16 protein-coding genes are annotated in these 23836 nt (G+C 33.4%); 5 read left to right on the top strand and 11 right to left on the bottom strand.

Annotated elements, in window-relative coordinates; all coding sequences use genetic code 11:
* The 7 genes from ACVC3Y_RS13125 to ACVC3Y_RS13095 form a co-directional block, all read right to left on the bottom strand.
* Window positions 1-924 (bottom strand): flavodoxin, encoded by a 924-nt coding sequence (locus tag ACVC3Y_RS13125; protein WP_303421777.1) that lies wholly within the window; start codon window positions 922-924, stop codon window positions 1-3.
* Window positions 925-1037: 113 nt separating this feature from the next.
* Window positions 1038-1928 (bottom strand): LpxL/LpxP family acyltransferase, encoded by an 891-nt coding sequence (locus ACVC3Y_RS13120; RefSeq protein ID WP_452227143.1) that lies wholly within the window; start codon window positions 1926-1928, stop codon window positions 1038-1040.
* 21 nt (window positions 1929-1949) lie between these two features.
* Window positions 1950-2192, bottom strand: a complete 243-nt coding sequence (locus ACVC3Y_RS13115) for a phosphopantetheine-binding protein (RefSeq protein ID WP_303421781.1) — start codon at window positions 2190-2192, stop codon at window positions 1950-1952.
* Window positions 2193-2198: 6 nt separating this feature from the next.
* Window positions 2199-3416 (bottom strand): beta-ketoacyl-[acyl-carrier-protein] synthase family protein, encoded by a 1218-nt coding sequence (locus ACVC3Y_RS13110; protein WP_452227142.1) that lies wholly within the window; start codon window positions 3414-3416, stop codon window positions 2199-2201.
* Window positions 3417-3434: 18 nt separating this feature from the next.
* Window positions 3435-4166 carry a 3-oxoacyl-ACP reductase FabG gene (fabG, locus tag ACVC3Y_RS13105; protein WP_303421785.1) on the bottom strand — a complete coding sequence of 244 codons (732 nt, stop codon included), beginning with the start codon at window positions 4164-4166 and terminating at the stop codon, window positions 3435-3437.
* Between the two features lie 68 nt (window positions 4167-4234).
* Window positions 4235-5365, bottom strand: coding sequence for a WG repeat-containing protein (locus tag ACVC3Y_RS13100; RefSeq protein ID WP_303421787.1), 1131 nt, complete (start codon window positions 5363-5365; stop codon window positions 4235-4237).
* A gap of 61 nt (window positions 5366-5426) precedes the next feature.
* Window positions 5427-6956: an HAL/PAL/TAL family ammonia-lyase gene (locus ACVC3Y_RS13095; protein WP_303421788.1), complete on the bottom strand. Its 1530-nt coding sequence runs from the start codon at window positions 6954-6956 to the stop codon at window positions 5427-5429.
* A 111-nt stretch (window positions 6957-7067) separates the two neighbouring features.
* Between ACVC3Y_RS13095 and ACVC3Y_RS13090 the strand changes: the two genes are divergently transcribed.
* Complete coding sequence (locus ACVC3Y_RS13090) at window positions 7068-8318, top strand: NAD(P)/FAD-dependent oxidoreductase (protein WP_452227141.1); 1251 nt, start codon at window positions 7068-7070, stop codon at window positions 8316-8318.
* Window positions 8319-8353: 35 nt separating this feature from the next.
* Here ACVC3Y_RS13090 and ACVC3Y_RS13085 read toward each other — a convergent pair whose 3' ends face one another.
* The 4 genes from ACVC3Y_RS13085 to ACVC3Y_RS13070 all read right to left on the bottom strand — a co-directional run bounded on the left by ACVC3Y_RS13085 (window position 8354) and on the right by ACVC3Y_RS13070 (window position 13541).
* On the bottom strand, window positions 8354-9973 hold the full coding sequence (locus tag ACVC3Y_RS13085) for a hypothetical protein (RefSeq protein WP_452227140.1): 1620 nt from the start codon (window positions 9971-9973) through the stop codon (window positions 8354-8356).
* Window positions 9974-10070: 97 nt separating this feature from the next.
* Complete coding sequence (locus ACVC3Y_RS13080) at window positions 10071-11765, bottom strand: hypothetical protein (protein ID WP_303421792.1); 1695 nt, start codon at window positions 11763-11765, stop codon at window positions 10071-10073.
* 166 nt (window positions 11766-11931) lie between these two features.
* On the bottom strand, window positions 11932-12537 hold the full coding sequence (locus ACVC3Y_RS13075) for a hypothetical protein (protein ID WP_303421794.1): 606 nt from the start codon (window positions 12535-12537) through the stop codon (window positions 11932-11934).
* Window positions 12538-12590: 53 nt separating this feature from the next.
* Window positions 12591-13541, bottom strand: a complete 951-nt coding sequence (locus ACVC3Y_RS13070) for an NAD-dependent epimerase/dehydratase family protein (RefSeq protein WP_303421796.1) — start codon at window positions 13539-13541, stop codon at window positions 12591-12593.
* A gap of 140 nt (window positions 13542-13681) precedes the next feature.
* On the opposite strand from ACVC3Y_RS13070, the gene ACVC3Y_RS13065 reads away from it, so the two are divergent.
* The 4 genes from ACVC3Y_RS13065 to ACVC3Y_RS13050 all read left to right on the top strand — a co-directional run.
* Window positions 13682-14197, top strand: a complete 516-nt coding sequence (locus ACVC3Y_RS13065; RefSeq protein ID WP_303421798.1) for a hypothetical protein — start codon at window positions 13682-13684, stop codon at window positions 14195-14197.
* Window position 14198: 1 nt separating this feature from the next.
* Window positions 14199-14729 (top strand): nuclear transport factor 2 family protein, encoded by a 531-nt coding sequence (locus ACVC3Y_RS13060; RefSeq protein ID WP_452227139.1) that lies wholly within the window; start codon window positions 14199-14201, stop codon window positions 14727-14729.
* Window positions 14730-14820: 91 nt separating this feature from the next.
* On the top strand, window positions 14821-16911 hold the full coding sequence (locus tag ACVC3Y_RS13055) for a M13 family metallopeptidase (RefSeq protein ID WP_452227138.1): 2091 nt from the start codon (window positions 14821-14823) through the stop codon (window positions 16909-16911).
* Between the two features lie 334 nt (window positions 16912-17245).
* Window positions 17246-23836: Ig-like domain-containing protein (locus ACVC3Y_RS13050; protein WP_452227137.1), on the top strand; the 6591-nt coding region annotated here is incomplete at its 3' end.

Genomic DNA, 23836 nt, shown 5'->3' with positions numbered 1-23836 from the left:
TTACTCTATATATTTTACAGAAGAATAGTATACTCTGTCTTTTTTTATTTTATGTATTGAAAACACATAAGTCAACAAAAATAAGATAAAAACAATAGGTGCAATAATCCAAATGGCAAATAATAAGTAATAACTAAAAAATTTAACCCAAAAAGCACGTTTTTTACTGTTTTTATTGCCTTTAGATTGAATTAAATTTGCCCATTTAGAAAAAAGGATGTTTGCACGCTTATCAGTTAATACCAAAAAAGGTTTAATTTTTACCGCATTTGCATGTAAAAAAGCGTCTTGTAAATTGTTGAAATTGTTCTCTTTTAAGTGTTTTAGTAGGATACTGCCAAACTTACCGGCTTCGTCAATGTCTTTTTGTGAAACTCCTGGTTTAGGGAAAATGCCAAGATAGCGTTCTTTTTTTCCTGTCATCATCCATTTTGCAATAGTAATAACGCTTATGTGGTTTATATGTCTATCTACTAAAGCAATATTGCCAACTAAATTAGCTTCTAGGTCTAGTAATTTTTTCTTCATTTTCTCTTGTGCCATAATCCACATATTCCTACAGCCAATAACAGTAATTACTGGCGTATTTTTGAGTATTTTTTTGGCATCTGTTGTATTTAAAAATGAATTTATAGGAATAGAAGGTGTTAAGTACCAAATTTGATAACCTAAAATTATGAGATCATATTTTTTATTAAGTATGTCTAAAGAAATTGGTTTTACTTTTTGTGGTATTTGTTGGTAAGTTTCAGGAAAAGCACCATAAAAATCCTTCTCTTTCCAAGGGAAAGGAAAAGGTTGTTCCATTTTTATTTCATGATAATCTACTTGAATAGCATCACTAGTTAAAGGAGAAACAATGTTGTTCACAATTTCGGTTAATTGACCTGATTGTGAATAATGTATTACTAAAACGTTTTTCAAAAGTTATAATTTTTGGTAATTTCGGAATAAAAGTCTAGATATAGAAGTTTCCCTCATTGTAAATAATAGAACTTATTAACTTTTACGAAAAGTATAAAAAAATAATAGCTTTCTTAATTATTTTTATTGAAAGTTTCCCAAAAATCAAAATAGTTAAACCATTGTAGCGGGTACTTGTTTAGCATCCAAGATACACTTTCTGTGTATTCTTTTAATAATGCTTGGGCATCTCTATGTTTCGCTTCTGCTTTTCTTGTAAAAAGATGGTAATGTTTGTTGGTTTCTTTCATTACGTATACAAATAGAACAGGGACTTTTAAACGCGATGCAAGCATAAAAGGTCCTGCAGGGAATTTTGCTACTTGGTTTAATAAGTCTTGCGTTAAGTGTTTAGAGCCTTTAATGTATCTGTCTCCCGTAATTACAACAAGCTCATTTCTTGTCAGAGCGGCATTGATTTCAAATATATGACCTAAATCTTCTTGTATTAAAATAAGGTTTACTTTAGGTTTTTCTGTTACACTTTCTAGGTATTCTTTAATATTAGAATGTTCTGCATCTGTGGTTAAAATACTTATAGAAGTGTTTTCTTCTAACTCTCCAAAAAAGTGTTCTGCAATTTCAAAATTACCAACATGTGCACTAATTAAAACACCTCCTTTTTTTTGTTTTAAAGCATCGTTGATAAGCTCAACACCATCAAAATGATAAGTAAATTTGTCTCGTAAACCTGAAGATATAGCTATTTTGTCTATAATCGTTTGTCCAAATACATAGTAGCTTTTATAAATGTTTAAAAAGCTTTTTAGTTTAGAGTTTTTTCGCCTTTCACGAAAATAATAGTAACTCGCTTTTGTGCTATCTCCAGCAAAAAAGCAAAAGTAAAAAGCAACAAAATAGAGGATAAAGTATGCAGAGCCAATTCCGAAAGTTTTCATACAAAACACAAAAATTTTGTATCCAAAAACGGTTCCTCTGGACTTTCCTTGCCATTCAGCAGCCATAAATATTTAAAGTAAAATGGTTTAGCTTAATTTTTTTTCTATTAAGTCATAGAAGTCTTGAAGCGATTCTACATTTACAAAGTCTTCTCCAACTAACTTCACGCCAAAGTTAGACTCTACAGCTACCACAAGGTCCACAAAGTCTAAGCTATCTAATTCTAGAGTGTCTTTTAAGTTCGCTTCAGGAGCTATGTCGTCTGCTTCAACTTCAAATTCATCTATAAGAAAGTCGTTTATCTTTTCAATAATAACTTCTTTAGTCATATTGTATTATAATTTTTTTATTATTAATGCTGAATTTGTTCCACCAAATCCAAATGAATTGGACAAAAATACATCAAATTTTTTATCTAGCGTTTTACTTACTAGATTTAATTTTTTTGCATCTTCATCTGGTTCTTCTAAATTTATGTTTGGTGCTATGAAATTGTGCTGCATCATTAGCATAGAATAAATAACTTCGCTAGCTCCAGCCATCCAACACTCGTGACCAGTCATAGATTTAGTAGAGCTAACATAAGGACCGTTTTCGCCAAAAACTTTAACTATTGCTTTGGCTTCATTACCATCACCTACAGGAGTAGATGTTGCGTGCGCATTTACATAATCTATTTGTGACGCTTTTAAATTCGATTGTGAAATGGCTTTAGACATTGCTCTTGACGGGCCGTCTACATTTGGTGTGGAAATATGTTCCCCATTTGATGAAAAACCATAGCCAATAATCTCGGCTAAAATTGGTGCGCCACGTTTTATTGCAGATTCGTAACTTTCTACAACTAAGGTTGCAGCTCCACCACTTGGTACTAAACCGTCTCTATTTTTATCGAAAGGTCTAGATGCTTTTTCTGGGTTTTCTAGGTTCATGGCAAAAACACCAAGACCATCAAAACTTCCCATTGCATATTTGTTTATTTCTTGAGCTCCTCCACAGATAATACAATCTTGTAAGCCGCTTTTTATAAGTTGGTAAGCCATACCAATAGCGTGCGATCCGCTTGCACATGCAGCGCTAATAGTGAAATTCACCCCTGTAAGCTTAAAAAGCGTAGAAAGATTCATGGTTACAGTAGAGTTCATAGCTTGAAAAATAGCTCCAGAACCAACAAGTGTGGTGTCTTTTTTCTCTCTAATTTTATCTACGGAGTCTACAATAGCCTTTGCAGTACTATCATTTCCATATAAAATACCAACTTCATTATTTTCTAAAAATTCGATATCTATTTTTGCGTTTTCTAATGCTTCTGTAGTTGCTACATAGGCATAGGCACCTTCGTCTCCTAAACTTATGCGTTCTCTTCTGGAAAGCTGTTTTTTAAGATTTGGTTTTTCCACCATTCCGGTTAAAGGGGAGCGATAGCCAAAGTCTTTTCGTTCTTGGTCGTAGACAATACCAGACTTTCCATTATATAGTGAATCCTTTACTTCTTCTAAGTTTTTTCCTATGCAGGAATATATTCCCATTCCCGTTATAACAACACGTTTCATACGTACTACAAAATTATTTTAAGAGTAAATTCCTCCATTAATATTTACTACTTCACCAGTAATATAAGAAGACTTTTTGGAAACTAAAAAAGAAACTAAATCTGCAACTTCTTGTGCGTCACCAAAACGATTTGCTGGAATTAGTTTTTTGAGTTCTTTTTCGTCTAAATCTGCGGTCATATCCGATTTTATAAAGCCAGGAGCTACAGCATTTACCGTGATATTTCTTTTTGCTACTTCTTGAGATAAAGCTTTAGTTGCTGCAATAATTGCTCCTTTTGCTGCAGAATAGTTTGTTTGACCAGGAGTTCCTTTTACTCCTGAAACCGAAGCTATATTTACAATACGGCCAAAACGGTTTCTAAGCATTTTTTGAATGCCATAATTGGTAACATTAAAAAAGCCATTTAATGATGTGTTTATTACGTTTTGCCAATCTTCTTGAGGCATCCACATAAATAAACCATCTTTTGTAATTCCTGCATTATTAATTATTACTTCTATTAATGCATCTGGATTTGCTTCTTGCCATGTATCCAATTTAGATTTAACTTGTTCAGCATCTGTTACGTTGAAGCCTAATATTTCTCCAGTATTACCAGCAGCTTCAACAGCTTTTAGGGTTTCTTTTGCAGCAGCTTCATTACTGTTATAATTTATTAATATGTGATAGTCTGTATCTATAGCTAGTTGTGAGCAAATGGCTTTACCAATTCCTCTAGAACCGCCAGTTATTAAGGCACATTTCATGTAGTATTGTTATTTGATATTAAGTCTACTTCGATTTGGAAGCGCAGTAGTGTTTAATTTATTAAGGTTTATTTAAAGAGTTCTAACTGTCTGTACCACTTGTTTTTTAGTACTTCTCCTTTTGTATTTATATAACCCCAAACTTTTTCTTCTTTTACTCTAGCGATACCATTAATAAAGCCTTTTTGATTATTCTTTTTAAAGATTGAAAAACCTCCAGCTGTAATATTGTATTTGTCGTCAATTACTTTTTCTCCAGATGTATTAATGAAACCCCAAAGCTTATCTATTTTAATAGGCGCTAAACCGTCTTTACTAAAAATTTCTGCATCTCTGTATTGTAAGGATATAACTACTTTTCCTGTAGTATCAATATACCCCCATTTTTTGTCTCTTGAAACAGGAGCAAGGCCATTTACAAAAGCTCTAACTTTATCGAAGCTTGGTTCTATTGTCCATTCTCCATTTTTATTGATGAAGCCAATTTTGTCGTTTTTCTTAGCGTAGGTAATGTCTCCATTTAATGAAAAGTCCCAAATCTTTTGAGCGCCAGCTACTTTTTTAAATTCACCATTAATAATTAGGCCATGACTTTCGCCAAGTGTTGCTACAATATTGCCATTGTATATATTACTAACTCCATCATATTTGGTTTCTACAAAATAGTTGCCAGTTTTATCTATTAATCCCCATTTTTCACCCTCTCTTACTTTAGCATATCCATTAACGTAATCAAAAGCTTTATTAAATTTAGGGGTAACGACTACTGTTCCAGAAGTGTTTATGAAGCCTACATTGTCACCTTGTCTTATTTGAGCAAGACCATCTTCAAAATCATAAATTTTATCTGTTGCAACATCTGTAAGTACCTTTTCTCCTTTTTTGTTTATGTAAAACCATTCTTTTTTACTTAATACAACGGCAATACCAGAGTTGAATCCTTTGGTTTTATCGAAAGATGGTTGAATTACCCATTCTCCTTTTCGGTTGATAAAACCCCATTTTTTGTTGTCATTCATAGCTTCTGCTAAATCTTCAGAAAAGCTTTTTGCGACTTTAAATTCTGGTTGAATTACCCATTCTCCTGATTTGTTAATATAGCCAAATTTGCCGTCTTCATTAGCAAGAGCAAGTTCTTGAGCACCAACTATAGTACTTAAAAATAATAATAATACGATTAATAGCGATTTTGTTTTCATGTGTTTGTGTTTTTATCTAATAGGTTATATTTCTTGGTTAGAAAAATATTTAAAATTGTTTTTATGCTTCATTGTTAATAATATGATCTTTAACAAGGTTAACATAAGGATACATAGTAACGTCTTCTGTAAATATAGGAACTATTTTTCGTATCTCATCATACAATTTTTTAGTTTTTGACGATACTTTATCTTGTGCTTTTAAATATTCAATAGCTTGAATTACAGTAATAAGTTCTATTGCCATAACTTCAAAAGCATTTTCAATAACCTTTTTTGTAATTAATGCAGCGTTGGTTCCCATGCTCACAATATCTTGATTATCATTATTGTTTGGAATAGAATGTACATACATTGGGTTCGATAAAGTTTGGTTCTCGGCAGTTGTAGAAGTCGCAGTGAATTGTACACCTTGCATACCAAAATTTAATCCTAATTGGCCAAGATTTACAAAAGCAGGAAGTATGTTGTTAAGGCTAGGATTTAATAAATAATTTAACTGTCTTTCTGCAAGCATACTCATTTTAGTAACGACTATTTTAAGCTTATCCATTTCTAGGGATACATAGTCTCCATGAAAGTTTCCACCATGATACACATGTTTCTTTTCTACATTTACAATTGGATTGTCGTTTGCTGAATTTACTTCTTCAATCAAAATACTTTCCACACTATTTAGAGTGTCTAAAACAGGGCCTAATATTTGTGGTACACAACGTAATGAATAGTATTCTTGTACCTTATCTTGAAAAACAGAAACATCATCATTGTTTGCTTCATATAAATGATGTTCTCTTTTTCTGGTAAGCTTACTGTCTACTAAATGTGCACGCATGCTTTTAGCAATATCTTGTTGTCCTTTGTGTTTTTTTGAATTGTTTAATTCTTCCGATAAATGATCGTCATAGGCTTCGACAATTTCATTAATTGCTGCAGAGCAAGAAATCATCCAGTTTAAAAGGCGTCTGGTGTACATGGTATTTACAATACCAATTCCTGTCATAACAGAAGTACCATTCATTAATGCTAAACCTTCACGAAGTTCTACAGAGATTGGAGTAAGATTTTCTTTTTCAAAAACTGTTGCAGTTGCTAATCTTTCTCCATTATAGAATACTTCGCCTTCCCCAATTAATACAAGTGCTAAATGTGCAAGTTGTACTAAATCTCCACTTGCTCCAACACCACCATGCTCGTAAATTAAAGGGGTAATGTTTTTATTTATAAGTTCTGTCATTAATTCAATAACAGATTTGTGTACACCCGAATTACCTAAAGAGAGTGTGTTTAATCTAGCTACCATAGCAGCTTTTACATATTGAGGAGCAATTGGGTTTCCTGTTCCTGAGGCATGACTACGAATTAAATTATATTGTAGTTGAATACGCTCAGAATCTTTAATTTTATATTGTGCCATTGGGCCAAAACCAGTATTAACACCATAAATTACTTTGTTTTCTGAGAATTCTTTTAGAAAGTTAAAACTCTTTTCTACAGTTTCAAAAACAGTGTCATCTACTTTAATTTTACTGTTTTCTATTATAATTTTATAAAAATCTTTTAATCCTAGTTTTCCGTTAAATGTTAGCATCTATATGTTTTATTCTGACTATTTTTAATAATTATTTTAATAACTCCAAGTAAAGTAGTTATTTTTGTGTGCGCTAATTTAATATAATTAAGATTAAATACTATAATGATTATGAATGAAATACATGTGGATGTTTTAATTATTGGAGCTGGACCTTCAGGATGTGTGGCTGCTTCTTACTTGCATAACCAAGGGAAACAGCTTAAAGTTGTTGAAAAAAGTACTTTTCCAAGGTTTGTAATAGGAGAAAGTCTATTGCCAAGATGTATGGATCATTTTGATGAAGTTGGCCTTTTAGATGTTTTGAAGGATTTTGGATTTGAAAAAAAACATGGAGCTCGTTTTTTAAGTGGTGATATTGTTTGTGATTTTGATTTTAGTAAAAAACATACCGAAGGATGGGATTGGACATGGCAAGTACCACGCGCAGATTTCGATAATGTTCTTGCGACAGAATTAGTGAATAGAGGAGTAGATATTACTTTTAATCATGAAGTTGTAGATGTAGTATTTGATGAAGATGGATCTTCGAAAACTAGTATTAAAGATGAAAATGGAGAACTATATATAGTACATGCAAAACACATTATAGATTCTAGCGGTTATGGTCGTGTTTTACCAAGAATTCTTGGTCTAGATAAACCATCGTCTATCCCAGAACATTCTTCCATTTTTGCACATGTAAAAGATTTAAAAAGACCAGAAGGAGTAGAAGGAACCATGATTACTTTTGATGTTTTAGATAAAGATACATGGTTTTGGGTAATTCCTTTTTCTAATGGAGATACTAGTATTGGTTTTGTAGGTTTAACCGAATATTTAGATTCTTTTGAAGGAGATACCACCGAAAGAATGCAACAATTACTTAAAACTTCTGACTATTATTATAAACGTTTTGAAGGATTAGATTTTAAATTTAATCCAATTAATATTAAAAACTTTTCAAAATCTGTAACACAGCTTTACGGAAAAGGATATGCTTTAACTGGAAATAGTGCAGAGTTTTTAGATCCTGTTTTTTCGTCTGGAGTAACTTTTGCTACAGAGTCGGCTTTAAAAGCAGCCAAACTTTTTACTAATGAGTTGAATGGCGAAACCGTTGATTGGGAAGAAGAGTACACTGGTTATATTATGAAAGGTGTTCGCGTTTTTGCAACTTATGTTAAAGAATGGTACACAGGAAACTTACAGACTTTATTTTTCCATAGACCTGAAAATCCTGATATAAAAAAACAAATTTGTGCTGTGCTTGCTGGTTATGTTTGGGATGAAACAAACCCTTTTGTTAAAAAACATGATAGACTTGTAAAGAATTTAGCACATGTTATAAATATGAATAAAGCAGAAAAAGCGAACCAATAAGGTTCGCTTTTTGCTTTTTTGAGATATAGGAGAGGTTATTTAATTTCTACTTTAATTAAAACATCTTCTCTTCTTTTTTTGTTTACCTCCATTATAAATTCGTTTTCAAAAACTTTAAAAAGTCTTTTTTTACTAAAATCCTCGATGTTATACTTGCCATCTACATCGTCTGTATTAAATAGGTTTTTTTTTGAAACTTCACCATTAGCATCATTCACTTTATAATAAGTAAAATAGCCACCATGATTATTAGTGTGCGGTTTTGGCTTATCTTTTAGTGATAGATTTTTGTTTTTTAGATTATCTAGAAACAAAAAATAATGAGCGTTATTTACGTTAAAGTAATTATAAGACATATCTCCCAATAACGCTTTATGCGTATAAGAGTGACCAGGTTTTGAGTTCCCTTTTTGTTCTTTAGGAAGCTTGCGCATCCATAATAATTGATTTTCTGAATCAATTTTAGTTAAATAAATGTCATTATATCTAAAATTATATCCTCCTTGATTTTGTAGATCCCACTTATGCGATTGTTCTGCAATTAGTAGTAGGCTTCCATCGTCATTTTCGTTTATATCTTTGAGGATAATATCTTCGAATTCTCTTTTGTCATTATGTTTCGCATTTTGTTCTATAATAGTTGTTGGAATAATATAATCAATATTAGAAATTATTGTTCCATCTGTTCCTATTTTAGAAATGAATATACCATCAGAATGGTTTAAGTTTTTATTAAGACCATTACTATAATATCCAGAACACAATAGGCTACCATTAGACAACTCAAATAGATTAGCAGAGTTTATATATTTATTTGGTAATTCGATTTTGGTTTTTTGTATATCGTTAGCCTTTTTTGCTAAGGTTAAGAGCTCTAAATAATAATTAGCTTCGCTTTCTCGCTTGTTCTTTTTTTCAACACCACTATCATCTAGAAATACTTTAGTTAAAATGTATAGATTACCATTATCGTGCGTATTGTAGTTTAAAGCTTTCATTCTACGTTCAGAATATGGCATTTTAAACTTTTTATTAGAAACCTTATTAAGATTAATGTCAAAATAATTAAGAACTAACGTGTCCCAACTTTTAACATCTTTCTTGTTTTTTCTATATTCTCTATAAAGAATAAAGATTTCATTTTCGTTTGTAGGTACTAATATGTCAAATTTTACACTTGGCATTTTTCTGTTTTTAAAATGTTCTTGAACACCTCTATACGTAGATGTTGGAGATTTTGTGATTTTGCCTTTAACTTCAATAAGTAGTTTTGAATCGGTAATAAATTCGCCAGTATTAATATTAATTTCCCGGTAATATAGTTGTTCTAATTGCGACTCATAACCGGTCCACATAGAATAGAAAAAGTAAACTTTGTTTTGAACTTTAATTACATTTTCAATGTCATAATTTAAATCGGGTTCATCATATCTTTTTTCTGAGATTAAATTTAAATTTTTAGTATTAAATCTTTGAATTATAACCGATTCATCCCAGGCTTTTACCATAAGAATTTCATCTTCATTGTTAAAATAATAACGTTTGTCGATATCAAAATTTTTATAGGGTTTGCTAACCAAATAATTTTGATTTTCTTGCCCATAACAAATACTTCCCAATACGAACAAGAATAGAAAAGAAAGGTGTTTTAACATAAAAGAATTATTTAAATATAAACGTAACTAATTTTGATTAAAAAAAGAGTAGAAACAAAAAAAGCGACAATGGGTTCGCTTTTTTTATGAAATAGATTTATTTAATTTCTACTTTAATTAAAACATCTTCTTTTTTCTTTTTGTAAAACTCTATTACAAATTGATTTTCGGCAGTTTTAACCACTCTATTATTACTAAATTGGTGTACTGCTAATTTATCTGTTACATTTCTAGTGTCTAAAATATTGTCTTTAGATACAGCTCCTGTAGCATCATTAATTTTGTAAGCAGTTAAGTAACCACCATGACCATCACTGTGTAAAGCAGGTACTTGGTCTAGTTCTAAATCTATGTTTTTCACATTATCTAAATACACCAAATAGTGGTTGCTGTTGGTGAAAAAATAAGAGTATGACATGCCACCTTTATAGGTTTTACTTGTATCGTATACTTGTCCTATTTTTGGAGCGCCAGACTGTCTTTTTGGTAGTTTTTTCATCCAAGCTAAATTACCATCTGCATCTATTTTAGTTAATAACATATCATTGTTATGAAAGGTATAATATACTTGGCCATTATTTCTATAATGCGCTACAATAAAAGTTTGTTCACCAATTAAAACAAGACTGCCATCGCTATGTATTACTAAATCACGAAGTTGTAAATTAGCAAACTCTGCTTTGTCATCTTTATCTTTTTTTGCATTCTTTTTTTGTGTTCTTTTACTTACATATTGGTTTAAAACTTCTACTGGAATTTCGTGTGCTGTTTTTTCAACTAGCTCTCCTTCTTTAGTAATTTTAAATGTGAAAACACCATCAGAGTTACCTAAATTATTATTTAAACCATTGGTGTAAAATCCTGCACAAATCATATAGCCATCTTCCGATTCAAATAAAGAAATACCATTAATAAACTTGTCATTTAAAACAATTTTGCTTTTTTCAATTCCTTCCGAACCATCTAGTAATCTAAATAGTTCCATGTGGTAGTTTGCATCTTTATCTTTTCTTTTTTTCTTATCTCTATTGCTGTCATCATGAAAAACTTTGGTTAAAATATATCCATGACCATTCGCATCGACAGCAAAATCTAATAAATCCATTCTTCTTTCGGTATATGGCATTTTATACTCTTTAGACCAAGTAGGATTTAAGTTCGTGTCATATACATTAACACCAATCATGTCGTAACTTTTTGTATCTCTTTTTACCTCTGGTTTTTTTCTATATTGTATTAATAATTTAGATTCATCTTTAGAGGTTAAAAAATCAAATTTATCGGTTATACCAAAGCCTCCAAATCCGCCAAAACCTCCAAATCCTACGCCAGAACCTGTTGTGTATGTTGCCATTGGTGATCCAGCTAGTTTTCCGTTCACTTTTATTAATTCTATCCCTTCTCCAATAAATGCTCCTGTATTAAAGTCAATTTCTCTGTAGTATAGACGTTCTTGTTTTGTCTTTTTACCAGACCATGACGAGTAAAAAAAGTAGTATTTTTCTTGTAATTCTATCATGCCTTCTACGACATAATTATCTGGTAAGTCGTTATATTCTTTTTCGGAAATTAGGTTTAAATCGTCTACACCAAATTTTTGAATTACCAAATACTTTTTCCAAGGTTTAACTGTAAGAATTTCATTGTTTTTACTGAAATAATATTTTTTAGCAGCATCGTAAACTTGATAAGGTTCACTTACACTAAAATTATAATCTGGCGAAATTTCATTTTGCGCGTTAATTGTAAAAGAGTAAAAGCAAATACAAAGTAATAGGTAGATTTTTTTCATGGTAAAGTTTAAAGGTTAATTCTTACAAACATAACTAAATATCTATAATATTCTAAAAGCGAATAGTTTAATTAAAATAAAAAGATTATTTTTTTTGAATAGATGGTTTAAAATAAAAAAAGCGAACTTATAAAGTTCGCTTTTAACTTGAGTAAAGTAATATGTTTTACTTTGTTTTTTTCTTTAAATGTGCTGCAAAAGTCTTTGCTAGTTTAGCATAAGCTTCCGAAATTCTATACCCAGAATCATAATCTGCACCCATAAAGTTGTTTCCTTCTGCTTTAGTATATTTTACTTGAAATAAAACATTGTCTGGTGCATCGTTTTTGTACACTGTTAAAACAGCATCGATTTTAGAGTTTTGTCTTACTACACCAACATTATACCCTGCATACATAAAAGTAGTATGTACTTTAATAGTATATTCTGCTTCGTTATAATCTTTGCCAATTTTTATTTTACCATCATCCCATCTTTTATTAAAAGATTCAATAAATTTTGGTTCATATTTGTTTTCTCTGTCCGCAAACCAAGAGGCTTTAAACTTTTCTCCTGAGCCAGGGTTTTTTTCATCACGCTTAGCCATTTTATCTTTTAAAAATTCCTCTTCATTATCATATTTGGGAATTTCAAGATTAGAATAATCGAATTCAAGGGTGTACTTGGTGATACCTTTTAAGTTTTTCCAGTCCCCTTCTTGAACTTTTGCCTTTTGAGCAAACAGCATAGAGGTACATAATAAAACTACAATAAGCGATAGTTGTTTTTTCATTTTTATAAATTTAGATTCCCGCTAAAATAACGAATATTGTGCCAAAATTAAAATTAGTCTTTATTTTTACCTAAATGTAGAAGCATTTCTTTGGTAATATCGTTTAAAGAAAAAGCGTGTTTCCAGTTCCAATCTTGTCTTGCGGAAGCATCATCTATACTTTTTGGCCAAGAATCTGCAATGGCTTGTCTAAAGTCTGGTTTATAGGTTATTTTAAATTCTGGAATTTGTTCTTGAATAGCAGCAGCTATTTCTTTAGGTGTAAAACTAATTGCAGATAAATTATAAGAAGATCTAATTTTAATCGTGTCTGTATCAGCTTGCATGATATCTATTGTTGCTTTAATAGCATCATCCATAAACATCATTGGTAGTTTGGTGTTTTCACTTAAAAAACACTCGTATTTTTTGTTTTTAATGGCTTCATGGTAAATTTCTACTGCATAATCTGTGGTTCCTCCTCCAGGCAACGTTTTCCAGCTAATAATTCCTGGATAACGAATACTTCTTACATCTACATCGTACTTTTCATGGTAATACTCGCACCAACGTTCTCCAACTTGTTTTGTGATTCCGTATACGGTTGAAGGTTCCATGATAGTATGTTGTGCTGTGTTTTCCTTTGGTGTTGTAGGCCCAAAAACAGCTATGCTTGATGGCCAAAAAACATGATCTATTTGTTTTGCCTTTGCTAAATTTAATACATGAAAAAGAGAGTTCATGTTTAAATCCCAAGCCTCCATTGGGTATTTTTCTCCTGTTGCACTTAATAAAGCTGCCATTAAGTATACAGTTTTTACATTATGATTAATACAACAATCTTTAATAGCATTAAAATTCTTTGCATCTAAAATTACAAAAGGACCAGAATTGACTAACTCTAATTTTCTAGTATTTATGTCGCTTGCAATCACATTTTCTACACCATAAATATCTCTTAGTTTATAGGTGAGCTCCGAACCAATTTGCCCGCAAGCACCAATAATTAAAATTTTTGAAGTCATTAAATTATATGTTTTAGGTGCTCAAAAATAGCAAGATTTTAAAGAAGAAAATGTAAAAAACACAAAATAATAACTATATAAAGTATTTAATAATAAAAGTAAAGAATACGATATATTTGTAAAATAATAGTTGATAACAAATGAAAGCATTACTATATATTACCTTGTTTTTTTGTGTTTTTTCTTGTAAAAAAACAGATGTAACACAAAATGTAGAAGAAGTGAAAGATGAAACTTCTTTAAAAATAACGAAAGAAGATATTTCTAAGTTAAATTATACCGCATTTATTTTAGATTCTAGAACTAAAAATTCGTCCGAGTTTTGGCAAAAATATGCGGAACTAGACGAGGTCGTATCTAAAGTTAATCAAGCAGATTTGTCTTTTTTTAAAGAGAATAATGAAGTGTTAATAGCCTTTGTTAAAGATTTAAAAGAAACCATACCCGAAGAGGTTGATACACCACATATTAATGCCAGGTTAATTGCTTTAGAGACCCAAATGTTAAAACTAGAAGGTGTTGCAAATTTATCACAACCTAAAAAAGAAGAAGTGCTTTTAGTGGTTAGAGATTTTTTAACAGCCTTCTCAAACCTTAATCTTCAAATAAATAAAAAGATTGAAAAAGAATCACAAAACATTCAAAAACCATATTAAAATGAAGTATTCATATATATTCTTTTTGCTTATACTCGTTGCATCTTGTGGTGTAAAAGTGGATGAGGAAAAAGTGGTTTCCATTTCAGAAATAAAAAAAGAAATTCATACTAATTTAGATGCTTGGCATAAAGCTGCAGCAAATGCAAAATTTGATGCTTACTTTAATTTAATGACAAAAGATGGCGTTTTTATAGGTACTGATGCTACCGAAAATTGGCAAAACGAAGCTTTTAGAACATTTTCAAAACCGTATTTCGATAAAGGAAAAGCTTGGAGTTTTACTGCATTAGAAAGAAATATTTATATTTCTGAAGATAAAAAAATAGCTTGGTTTGATGAGCTACTTGATACACAAATGGAAATTTGTAGAGGTTCTGGTGTTTTAAGGTTAGAAGATAATACTTGGAAAATTGCACATTATGTTTTGTCTATTACAATTCCAAATAATACAGTTAATGAAGTGATTACTATCAAAAAAGAGTTTGATAGTTTATATACCAAAAAACTATTGAGTAAACCTTCACATTAATTTATTAATTTTTTGTTAAAGATGTAACAGTATTTATAAATAACCATCTATTTAGTATTAAATTGTAATCAAAAATTAAACACCAATCAAAATGAAAACCAACTTTAAAAACTTATCACTTCTTAGTGCAGTCGTTTTTTTAGGTCTTGTATCTTGTAAAGAAGAGGCTAAAAAAGAAATTGCTGTAGTAGAAACCACTCCTGGAATCAATTTAGATTACATGGATACTACAGTTCCTGCTAGCGAAGATTTTTTCAAACACGTTAATGGTAAATGGCTTGAAAATAACGAAATACCAGACGATCAAGCAACTTGGGGAAGCTTTCAAGAACTCCGCAAAAAAACAGATGCAGATGCTTTAGCTATTTTAAAATCTGCTATGTCCGATAATAAAGATTTAGGAAACATACAAGTCCTTCCAGGATCCGACCAGGAAAAAGCAGTATTCTACTACCAAACTATAATGGATACTATTAGTAGAAATAAAGCTGGTATAGCTCCTGTTAAACCAATTTTAGCAAAAATTGAAGCCATTAAAAATATTGACGACTTACAAGCTTTCATGATAGAAATGGAACCTAAAGGTGGTGGCGGTTTATACGGATTTGGTGTTGGTAGCGACCCTAAAGATAGTAACAGGAATGTTGCTTATTTAGGAGGAGGAAGTACTGGATTACCAGATAGAGATTACTATGTGAAAGACGATGAAGATTCTAAAGAAAAAAGAAAGAAATACGTTGCACATATTACTAGAATGTTTCAATACTTAGGCGATAGTGAAGCAGATGCGAATGCACAAGCAAATCAAATTTTAGCTTTCGAAACTAGATTAGAAGAAGCTAAAATGGATAAGGTAGATCGTCGTGATGCTCGTAAACGTTATAACCCTCGTTCTATTGCCGAAGTTCAAGAAATGGTTCCTGCTGTTAATTGGAAAAACTTTTTAAATGGTATTGGTGTAAAAGAATTAGACACAGTAATTATTGGAGATTTAGGATACTTTAATCGATTACAAGAAGTTCTTGCTGATGGTAATGTAGAAGATTGGAAAACCTATTTAAAGTGGGATACTTTTAATGGAGCTGCAGGATTGTTAAGTACTGATATTGAAACTGCTAATTGGGAGTTTTACGGAAAAGAACTCAATGGCTCTAAAGCACAAAGACCAAGAGACGAACGTGCCCTAGGATCCTTAAATAGAACCATCGGTGAAGCATTAGGTAAATTATATGTGGATAAAAAGTTTCCGCCTGAAGCAAAAGTGAATGCCGAAAAAATGATAAAGAATGTTATTTTAGCTTTCGAGCATAGAATCAATAAGCTAGAATGGATGAGTCCAGAAACCAAAGAAAAAGCTATTGAAAAACTAAGAGCAACTAAAGTGAAAATTGCTTATCCAGACAAATGGAAAGACTATTCTGCATTGGCTGTTAATAGTGTTGAAGATGGAGGTACTTATCTTCAAAACTCTTTAAATGCTAGTGCATGGAATTTTCAAAAAGACTTAGATAAATTAGGAAAACCTGTAGATAAAAGCGAATGGTATATGGCACCACAAGTGGTAAATGCTTATTTTAACCCTGCTTATAATGAGATCGTTTTTCCTGCAGCTATTTTACAACCACCTTTTTATAATTATACTGCAGATGACGCTGTAAATTATGGGGGAATTGGCGCAGTTATTGGTCATGAGATTTCACATAGTTTTGATGACTCAGGTTCTCGTTATGATAAAGATGGAAACTTAAATAATTGGTGGACAGACGAAGATTTAAAACAGTTTGAAGGCTTAGGGAAAGCATTAGCAGATCAATATAGTGCTATTGAAGTTTTACCTGAAACTAATATTAATGGTGAATTTACTCTAGGTGAAAACATAGGAGATTTAGGTGGTGTTCTTGCAGCTTATGATGCTATGCAAATGAGTTTTGAAGGAAACAAACCGGAAAATATCGATGGTTACACACCCGAACAACGTTTCTTTATGAGTTGGGCAACAGTATGGAGAATAAAAATGCGTGAAGATGCATTACGTACTAGAATAAAAACAGATCCGCATTCTCCAGGAATGAATAGAGCTGTACAACCACTTTTAAATGTAGATGCTTTTTATGAAGCATTTAATATTAAAGAAGGCGATAAAATGTACATCGCTCCAGAAGATAGGGTAAGAATTTGGTAGTAAAAAACTTATATAAAAAAAGAGCAGCTAATATTAGCTGCTCTTTTTTTATATAAACAAGCGAACCTCATAAAGAAAATGCTATAAATTGATACAATAATCTTGCACTTCATCTTATAAAAAAGCAATTAAGTGTATTATGAACAAGAATTAGACTTGTTTTTTGTCGATAAAAATGCATTTAAACATAAAAAATAGCATTTAATCGATTTTTTTTGTGTTATTTTTTTTTTTAGTCTTAAAGCTTTCTTAATTTTATAAACTTTATAGATTAAACATATTGTTATAATTACGATATGTTATACCCAACTAGATTTATTTTATGTAATTGCTTATGAAAAAAGTTACTTTATTTACATCAAAAACAAGTAAGGCCTATATTTTAATAGGAGCTTTTATTTATTTATTGTCAACTGTAAACTCTTTTGCTCAGTGTGATATCACAGTTATTTCAACATCAATGATTTCAGCTTGTAGTGATGGAGGTACAACTCCAGATCCAAATGATGATACTTTTACAGCAGACATAACGGTAACCTTCGATGCAGCTCCTGCCACAGGAAACCTTGTGTTGTCTGGAGATAGTGGCGCACAAACCGTCGATGTTACAACATTTACTCCAGGAGTTATGTCTTATACATTCTCTGGAATTAATATGGCTGCAGACGGTACACCTATAGATATTACTGCGTCTTTTGTTGGGGATGCAACATGTACATCTACTTTTAATGAGCCTTCTGCAGGTTTAGCTCCAGCTTCCTGTAGTCCAGATTGTGAGATAACCAATATAGCCGTTAGTGATATTTCAGCTTGTTCTGATGGTGGTACCCAAGGTGACCCTAGTGATGATACTTATACTGCAGATATTACAGTTACTTATTCTAATCCACCTTCTAGTGGAAATATAATACTTTCAGGGGATGGGACTAGAACCGAAGCTGTTGGTAGTATAGGTGCTACATCATATACTTTTCAAGATGTATCCATGCCTGCAGATGGTGGACCTATAGATGCTACCGTAACTTTTTCTGGTGGTGCATCTACTTGTACTTTATCTGTTTCTACAGGAGCTGCTCCAGCTTCCTGTAGTCCAGATTGTATAATAAACGGTATTACTGCTAGTAATATTTCAATATGTAACGATGGAGGAACACAAGGTCCTGGAAATGAAGGAGACGATACTTTTACAGCAGATATAACAGTTACTTTCGATTTTGCACCTGCTACTGGTACTCTGGACTTAACAGGTGATGGAAGCGCGGCCGAGGGAGTTGGTACTTTAGATTCAGCAACATCACATACTTTTGTTGGTGTTCAATTTAGTGCAGATGGTGGAGCGGTTGACTTAACTGCATCTTTTTCAGACGCATTTACTTCATGTGTATTTAATTTACCAAATACATTTACTGCACAGTCACAATGTAGTGTTCCTGTAGGAGATGGAGGCTTAGTTATTAATAAAACGCATTGTGATTGGGGATATACTACTGATGATAGGTATAGAATACGTTATTCAGGAACATTAACTAATACGGGTTCAAATCCAGTATATAATATAAGTATAACAGATGATCTAGGAACACCATTTTTAGGTGATGCAAATATTGTAAATATTGTATCTCGCTCTGCGGGACCACTAATGCCAACAGGTGTGACGCCAAATGGTTCTTTTAATGGAACTACTAATGAAGAGGTGATTATTATTGATACCTTAAGTGAATTAGATCCGGGTGAATCAATTCAATATGCTTTTTGTATAGAGGTTGATGCAGTCCCAGCGTTGGACGGGGCAACAGTCATTAATGAAGTTTTCGCAACAGCGAATGACGCTGTTACCGGAGATCCTTTTATTACAAGTGCAACAGATGTAGAATTTTTTGAAGAAAATCTTTCAATTTTAAGTGCTGGTCTTGAAATAAACGACCCAACACCAGTGGTCAATACCGATGGAACATCAGATTTTTTCTACACCATAACTATAAGAAATTCTGGTTCTGGCGCAGCATCTAATATACAATATGTGGATTCTTTTGATCATCTATTTAGTAATGGGATACCAATTAATACCTTAACGGTAACACAGTTGACTGGAACAATACTGGCTAATGATGGTTTGATGTTAAGACCATTTTTTGATGGAGGTTCTGGTACTAATGATACCACAACAGATTTATTAGTGCCTGGGCAAACAATGGCAGCAAATACAAGTGCCTCCTTTAGAGTCGACTTAAATGTAGGGCCAACTGGTAATCAAACAATTAGAACTACGCAAGGTGTTATTTCTGGTGAAGATTCAAATGGACTGGCTGTTTCAGATATTTCTAGAAGAAATTTGACTGCAGAACATGATGATGAGCAATGTTTTTGTGAAGAAACTCCAGTTCAAATTTTATTTGCTCCAATTCCAGTTGTTACAAAAACAATAATAAATAATGACCCGGCGGGTACATTAGGCAATAGAGATATTACCTTTCAAATAGAAATAGAAAATGACCCAACATCTCCTGTTGATATTTTTAATCTACAAGTTGTAGATGATATCTCAGCAATGTGCCCTGGTAATATTGTAAGTGTAGGTGCCCCGCAAATAATAACCTCTACTGCTACGGTAGACCCGGTTTTAAATGCTTTTTATACAGGACAAGGACTAAATAATATTTTTGAAAATAATACAGGTCAATTCGCGCCTGGTGAAAGGTTGATTTTAACTATAGATGTTGAAATCACATTACCTTGTACCGGAGATAATACAGCAACTTTTACAGCAACCGATCCTAATGGAACTGTGGTAGGACCAGTTACTGATTCGGTTAGTATAAATAACCCTCCAGAAGCTGAAGATAATACGGATAATACAAATGTAGATACCCTAATTACAATTGATCCTTTGGATAATGATTCCGATCCAGATTCGGACCCAATAATAATTACTGAAGTAGATAATATGCCTATTACTGAAGGTGGAGCTCCTGTATTACTTTCAGATGGTACAATTGTTCAATACGTAGCAGGTGAATTGGAAATCACACCTCCACCAGGAAGTAATACACCAATTTCTTTCCCTTATACTGTAGCAGATCCTCTAGGTAATGAAGATACAGCAAATATATTTATTACTATAAATACCTGTACAGTAGCAGTCATTTCTTTAACCAATATTGGGGCTTGCGATTCAAATGGTACAACAGGTGATAGTTCAGATGATACTTTTACAGCTGATGTTGTTGTAGAGTTTACAAATCCACCAGGAGCTGGTAATCTTGATTTAACAGGAGCTGGAATTAATACATTTGTTCCTGTATCTGGATTATTTAGTTCAACACAACATACTTTTTCCGGATTAACTTTTTCTGCAGATGGTGCAGATGTAATCTTAACTGGAACTTTTGATAACCCAAGCGGTTGTACAGATACGCAAAACGCTGGAACTGCTCCGGATTCTTGTAGTGTTGCAGAAGCAGATATGGGTATCACAAAAACTTTAAATGAAAGTGGGCCTTTTGAAACAGGGGATACGGTTTCATGGAATATTGTTGTAAGTAATGATGGAACTGATACAGCTAATAACGTTATAGTAACAGACACTCCTACAAATGTGACAATAACAAATGTTTTAGGAGGAGGTTGTACAACGTTCCCTTGTAATGTGGGTACTGTTTTGGCTAATTCTCCAGCAAGTGATGTTACTATTGTTGTAACTGGTACAATTGATGGACCAGGAGCATTTACAAATGTAGCTTCTGTTTCAGCAGATGAAGTAGATGTCGATGTAACTAACGATACAGATGATGGTAGCGACGGAAATAATGATGGTATAGCCACGGGAATTGCAGATATAAGTGTAACTAAAACTCTAGATACTCCTGCTCCTTATAATTCAGGTGATACAATTTCTTATACTATAGTAGTAAGTAATGACGGTCCAGATCCTGCTAATAATGTTATGGTTACTGATACACCAACAAACTTAACTCTTACAAGTGTGTCGGGTGGTGGTCCAGTTTGTGTTGATTTTGATTGTAACCTTGGTACAATTCCATCAGGAGGAAATATAACTCTTTTGGTAACGGGAACCATCGACGATGTTGGTGCATTCACTAATGATATTTCTGTTTTAGCAGATGAAACGGATCCAGATTTAACAAATAATATGGATGAAGATCCAGCAAATGGTGGTGTAGCTTCTGGAGTAGCAGATGTAGGTATTACAAAGACTTTAGATACAGTAGGTCCTTACACAAGTGGTGATACAGTTACTTATACATTGGTTGTTAGTAATGCTGGTCCAGATATAGCAAATAATATTGTTGTTACTGATGCTCCTAATAATTTAACCATTTCAAGTGTTTTTGGTGGTGGTTGTACAAGTTTCCCTTGTACAATTTCAAGTATTGCACCTGGAAGCCCTGCAAATGATGTAACTATAACAGTAACAGCAGTAATTAATGGTTCAGGTGCATTTACAAACAATGCTTCTGTGAGTGCAGATGAATTAGATAATAATCCTGTAAATGATACTGACGATGATGCTGCTAATGGAGGGACAGCATCCGGAATAGCCGATTTAATAACAACGAAAGTACTTACTAGTGCAACTAATACACCAGCAGAAGGAGATACTGTTACTTATACAATTTCAGTAGTTAACAATGGCCCTGATGATGCAACTAATGTTTCATTGTCTGATGTTATTCCTGTTGAATTGACAGCTACAGCTAATAATGGAAATACAGGTGGTGATCAACCTTCAACTTATCTATCGCCAAATTGGACTATTCCTTTTATAAGTAGTGGACAGTTTGTAACACTTATCATTGAAGGAACAGTTAACCTTGGTGAAGATGGTAATACAATAACAAATACAACAACAGCAGCTACAACACCAGATCAAGTAGATCCAACTACGGCTGGAGATGATTTAATAGAAAGCATCACTGTTGATGGTTGTATTGATACCGATGGTGATGGTGATTGTGATAGTACAGATCCTGATCCAGCAGATCCATGCGTATTTACTGCAGGAAGTGTAGCAGACACATCAAATGCCATATGGCAAGCAGCAGATTGTGATGGTGATGGCGATCCAAACGGAACCGATCCAGACCCAACCGATCCATGTGAATTTACAGTTGGAACTCCTGCTCCTACAAATCCAGGAACTCCTGGTTCTTCAGAACAAGCAGCGTATGATATATGGGCATTAGCCGATTGTGATGGTGATGGAGTAACAAATGGTCAAGAAGTTATTGATTTAACAAATCCTTATAATTCTTGTGAATATCTTCCGGTTAACCAAGATTATACAATAACAACTACAGAATTCCAAGATACAGATTGTGATGGTGATGGTGTAACTAATGCAAATGAAATTGATCCGGATGGAAATGGTATAGATGATGGAAATGGAACCGATCCAGATGACCCATGTGAATATGAACCTTTATTAGTTACAGAAACACAAACAGGAGCTTGGATATTAGCAGATTGTGATGGAGATGGTGATCCAAATGGAAGTGATCCAGACCCAATCGATCCATGTGTGTTTTCATCAGGAACAACATCTCCTACAGATCCTGTAGCACCAGGTACACCTGAACAAACAGCTTATGATATTTGGGCAGCAGCGGATTGTGATGGTGATGGGGATTCCAACGGAACCGATCCAGATCCACAAGATCCATGTGTATTTACAGCAGGAAGTGTAGCAGATACGTCTAATGCCATCTGGCAAGCAGCGGATTGTGATGGCGATGGCGAAACAAATGGAACAGAAGATAATAATGGATCCGATCCAACCGATCCATGTAGTGTTAGTGGTACTCAAACAATTCCATCACCAAGTGATCCAAACTATTCGGTTTGGGCAGCAGCCGATTGTGATGGCGATGGCGAGACCAATGGAGAAGAAATAATGAATGGTACAGAACCATTCGATCCATGTAGTGTAACAAATCCAACAATCCCAACAAATCCAGGAACTCCAGGAAGTTCAGAACAAGCAGCTTATGATATTTGGGCAGCAGCGGATTGTGATGGCGATGGGGATTCCAACGGAACCGATCCAGACCCACAAGACCCATGTGTATTTACCGCAGGAAGTGTAGCAGATACATCTAATGCAATATGGCAAGCAGCAGATTGTGATGGCGATGGGGATTCCAACGGAACGGATCCAGATCCACAAGATCCATGTGTATTTACCGCAGGAAGTGTAGCAGATACGTCTAATGCCATCTGGCAAGCAGCGGATTGTGATGGTGATGGGGATTCCAACGGAACCGATCCAGATCCACAAGATCCATGTGTGTTTACAGCAGGAAGTGTAGCAGATACGTCTAATGCAATATGGCAAGCAGCGGATTGTGATGGCGATGGCGAAACAAATGCTGTTGATCCAGCACCATATGACCCATGTGTAGGTGGAAATATTGCTAATGTAGATTTTACAGATAATAATACAGATTGGTATACATCCGATTGTGATGGAGATGGAGTAATCAACGGAACAGAAGTAGATCCAGATATGGATGGTACTGCAGGACCTGATGGAACAGATCCAACCGATCCATGTGATTACAACGTAGCAGATATAACAGTAACACAAACTGGAGATTGGTTAACCGCAGATTGTGATGGCGATGGGGATTCCAACGGAACCGATCCAGAACCACTAGATCCATGTGTATTCACAGCAGGCAGTGTAGGAGATGCAAGTAACCCAGTATGGGCAGATGCAGATTGTGACGGAGACGGCGAACCAAACGCAACCGATCCAGATCCATTAGATCCATGTGTAGGTGGCGATGTAGTAAATGTAGATTTATTAGATACAACTAGTGATTGGTATACATCCGATTGTGATGGAGATGGAGTAATCAACGGAACAGAGGTAGATCCAGATATGGATGGTACCGCAGGACCTGAT

It is taken from the genome of Lacinutrix cladophorae, from assembly GCF_053604645.1.
This window is presented reverse-complemented; position numbering and strand designations above follow the sequence as displayed.

Excerpts from the sequence above, each read along its gene's own strand:
- ACVC3Y_RS13095 (WP_303421788.1), bottom strand. The coding sequence starts at position 6,956 with ATGCTAACATTTAACGGAAAACTAGGATTAAAAGATTTTTATAAAATT.
- ACVC3Y_RS13085 (WP_452227140.1), bottom strand. The coding sequence starts at position 9,973 with ATGTTAAAACACCTTTCTTTTCTATTCTTGTTCGTATTGGGAAGTATT.
- ACVC3Y_RS13075 (WP_303421794.1), bottom strand. The coding sequence starts at position 12,537 with ATGAAAAAACAACTATCGCTTATTGTAGTTTTATTATGTACCTCTATG.
- ACVC3Y_RS13065 (WP_303421798.1), top strand. The coding sequence starts at position 13,682 with ATGAAAGCATTACTATATATTACCTTGTTTTTTTGTGTTTTTTCTTGT.
- ACVC3Y_RS13080 (WP_303421792.1), bottom strand. The coding sequence starts at position 11,765 with ATGAAAAAAATCTACCTATTACTTTGTATTTGCTTTTACTCTTTTACA.
- ACVC3Y_RS13060 (WP_452227139.1), top strand. The coding sequence starts at position 14,199 with ATGAAGTATTCATATATATTCTTTTTGCTTATACTCGTTGCATCTTGT.
- fabG (WP_303421785.1), bottom strand. The coding sequence starts at position 4,166 with ATGAAATGTGCCTTAATAACTGGCGGTTCTAGAGGAATTGGTAAAGCC.
- ACVC3Y_RS13120 (WP_452227143.1), bottom strand. The coding sequence starts at position 1,928 with ATGGCTGCTGAATGGCAAGGAAAGTCCAGAGGAACCGTTTTTGGATAC.
- ACVC3Y_RS13070 (WP_303421796.1), bottom strand. The coding sequence starts at position 13,541 with ATGACTTCAAAAATTTTAATTATTGGTGCTTGCGGGCAAATTGGTTCG.
- ACVC3Y_RS13055 (WP_452227138.1), top strand. The coding sequence starts at position 14,821 with ATGAAAACCAACTTTAAAAACTTATCACTTCTTAGTGCAGTCGTTTTT.
- ACVC3Y_RS13110 (WP_452227142.1), bottom strand. The coding sequence starts at position 3,416 with ATGAAACGTGTTGTTATAACGGGAATGGGAATATATTCCTGCATAGGA.
- ACVC3Y_RS13100 (WP_303421787.1), bottom strand. The coding sequence starts at position 5,365 with ATGAAAACAAAATCGCTATTAATCGTATTATTATTATTTTTAAGTACT.
- ACVC3Y_RS13115 (WP_303421781.1), bottom strand. The coding sequence starts at position 2,192 with ATGACTAAAGAAGTTATTATTGAAAAGATAAACGACTTTCTTATAGAT.
- ACVC3Y_RS13090 (WP_452227141.1), top strand. The coding sequence starts at position 7,068 with ATGAATGAAATACATGTGGATGTTTTAATTATTGGAGCTGGACCTTCA.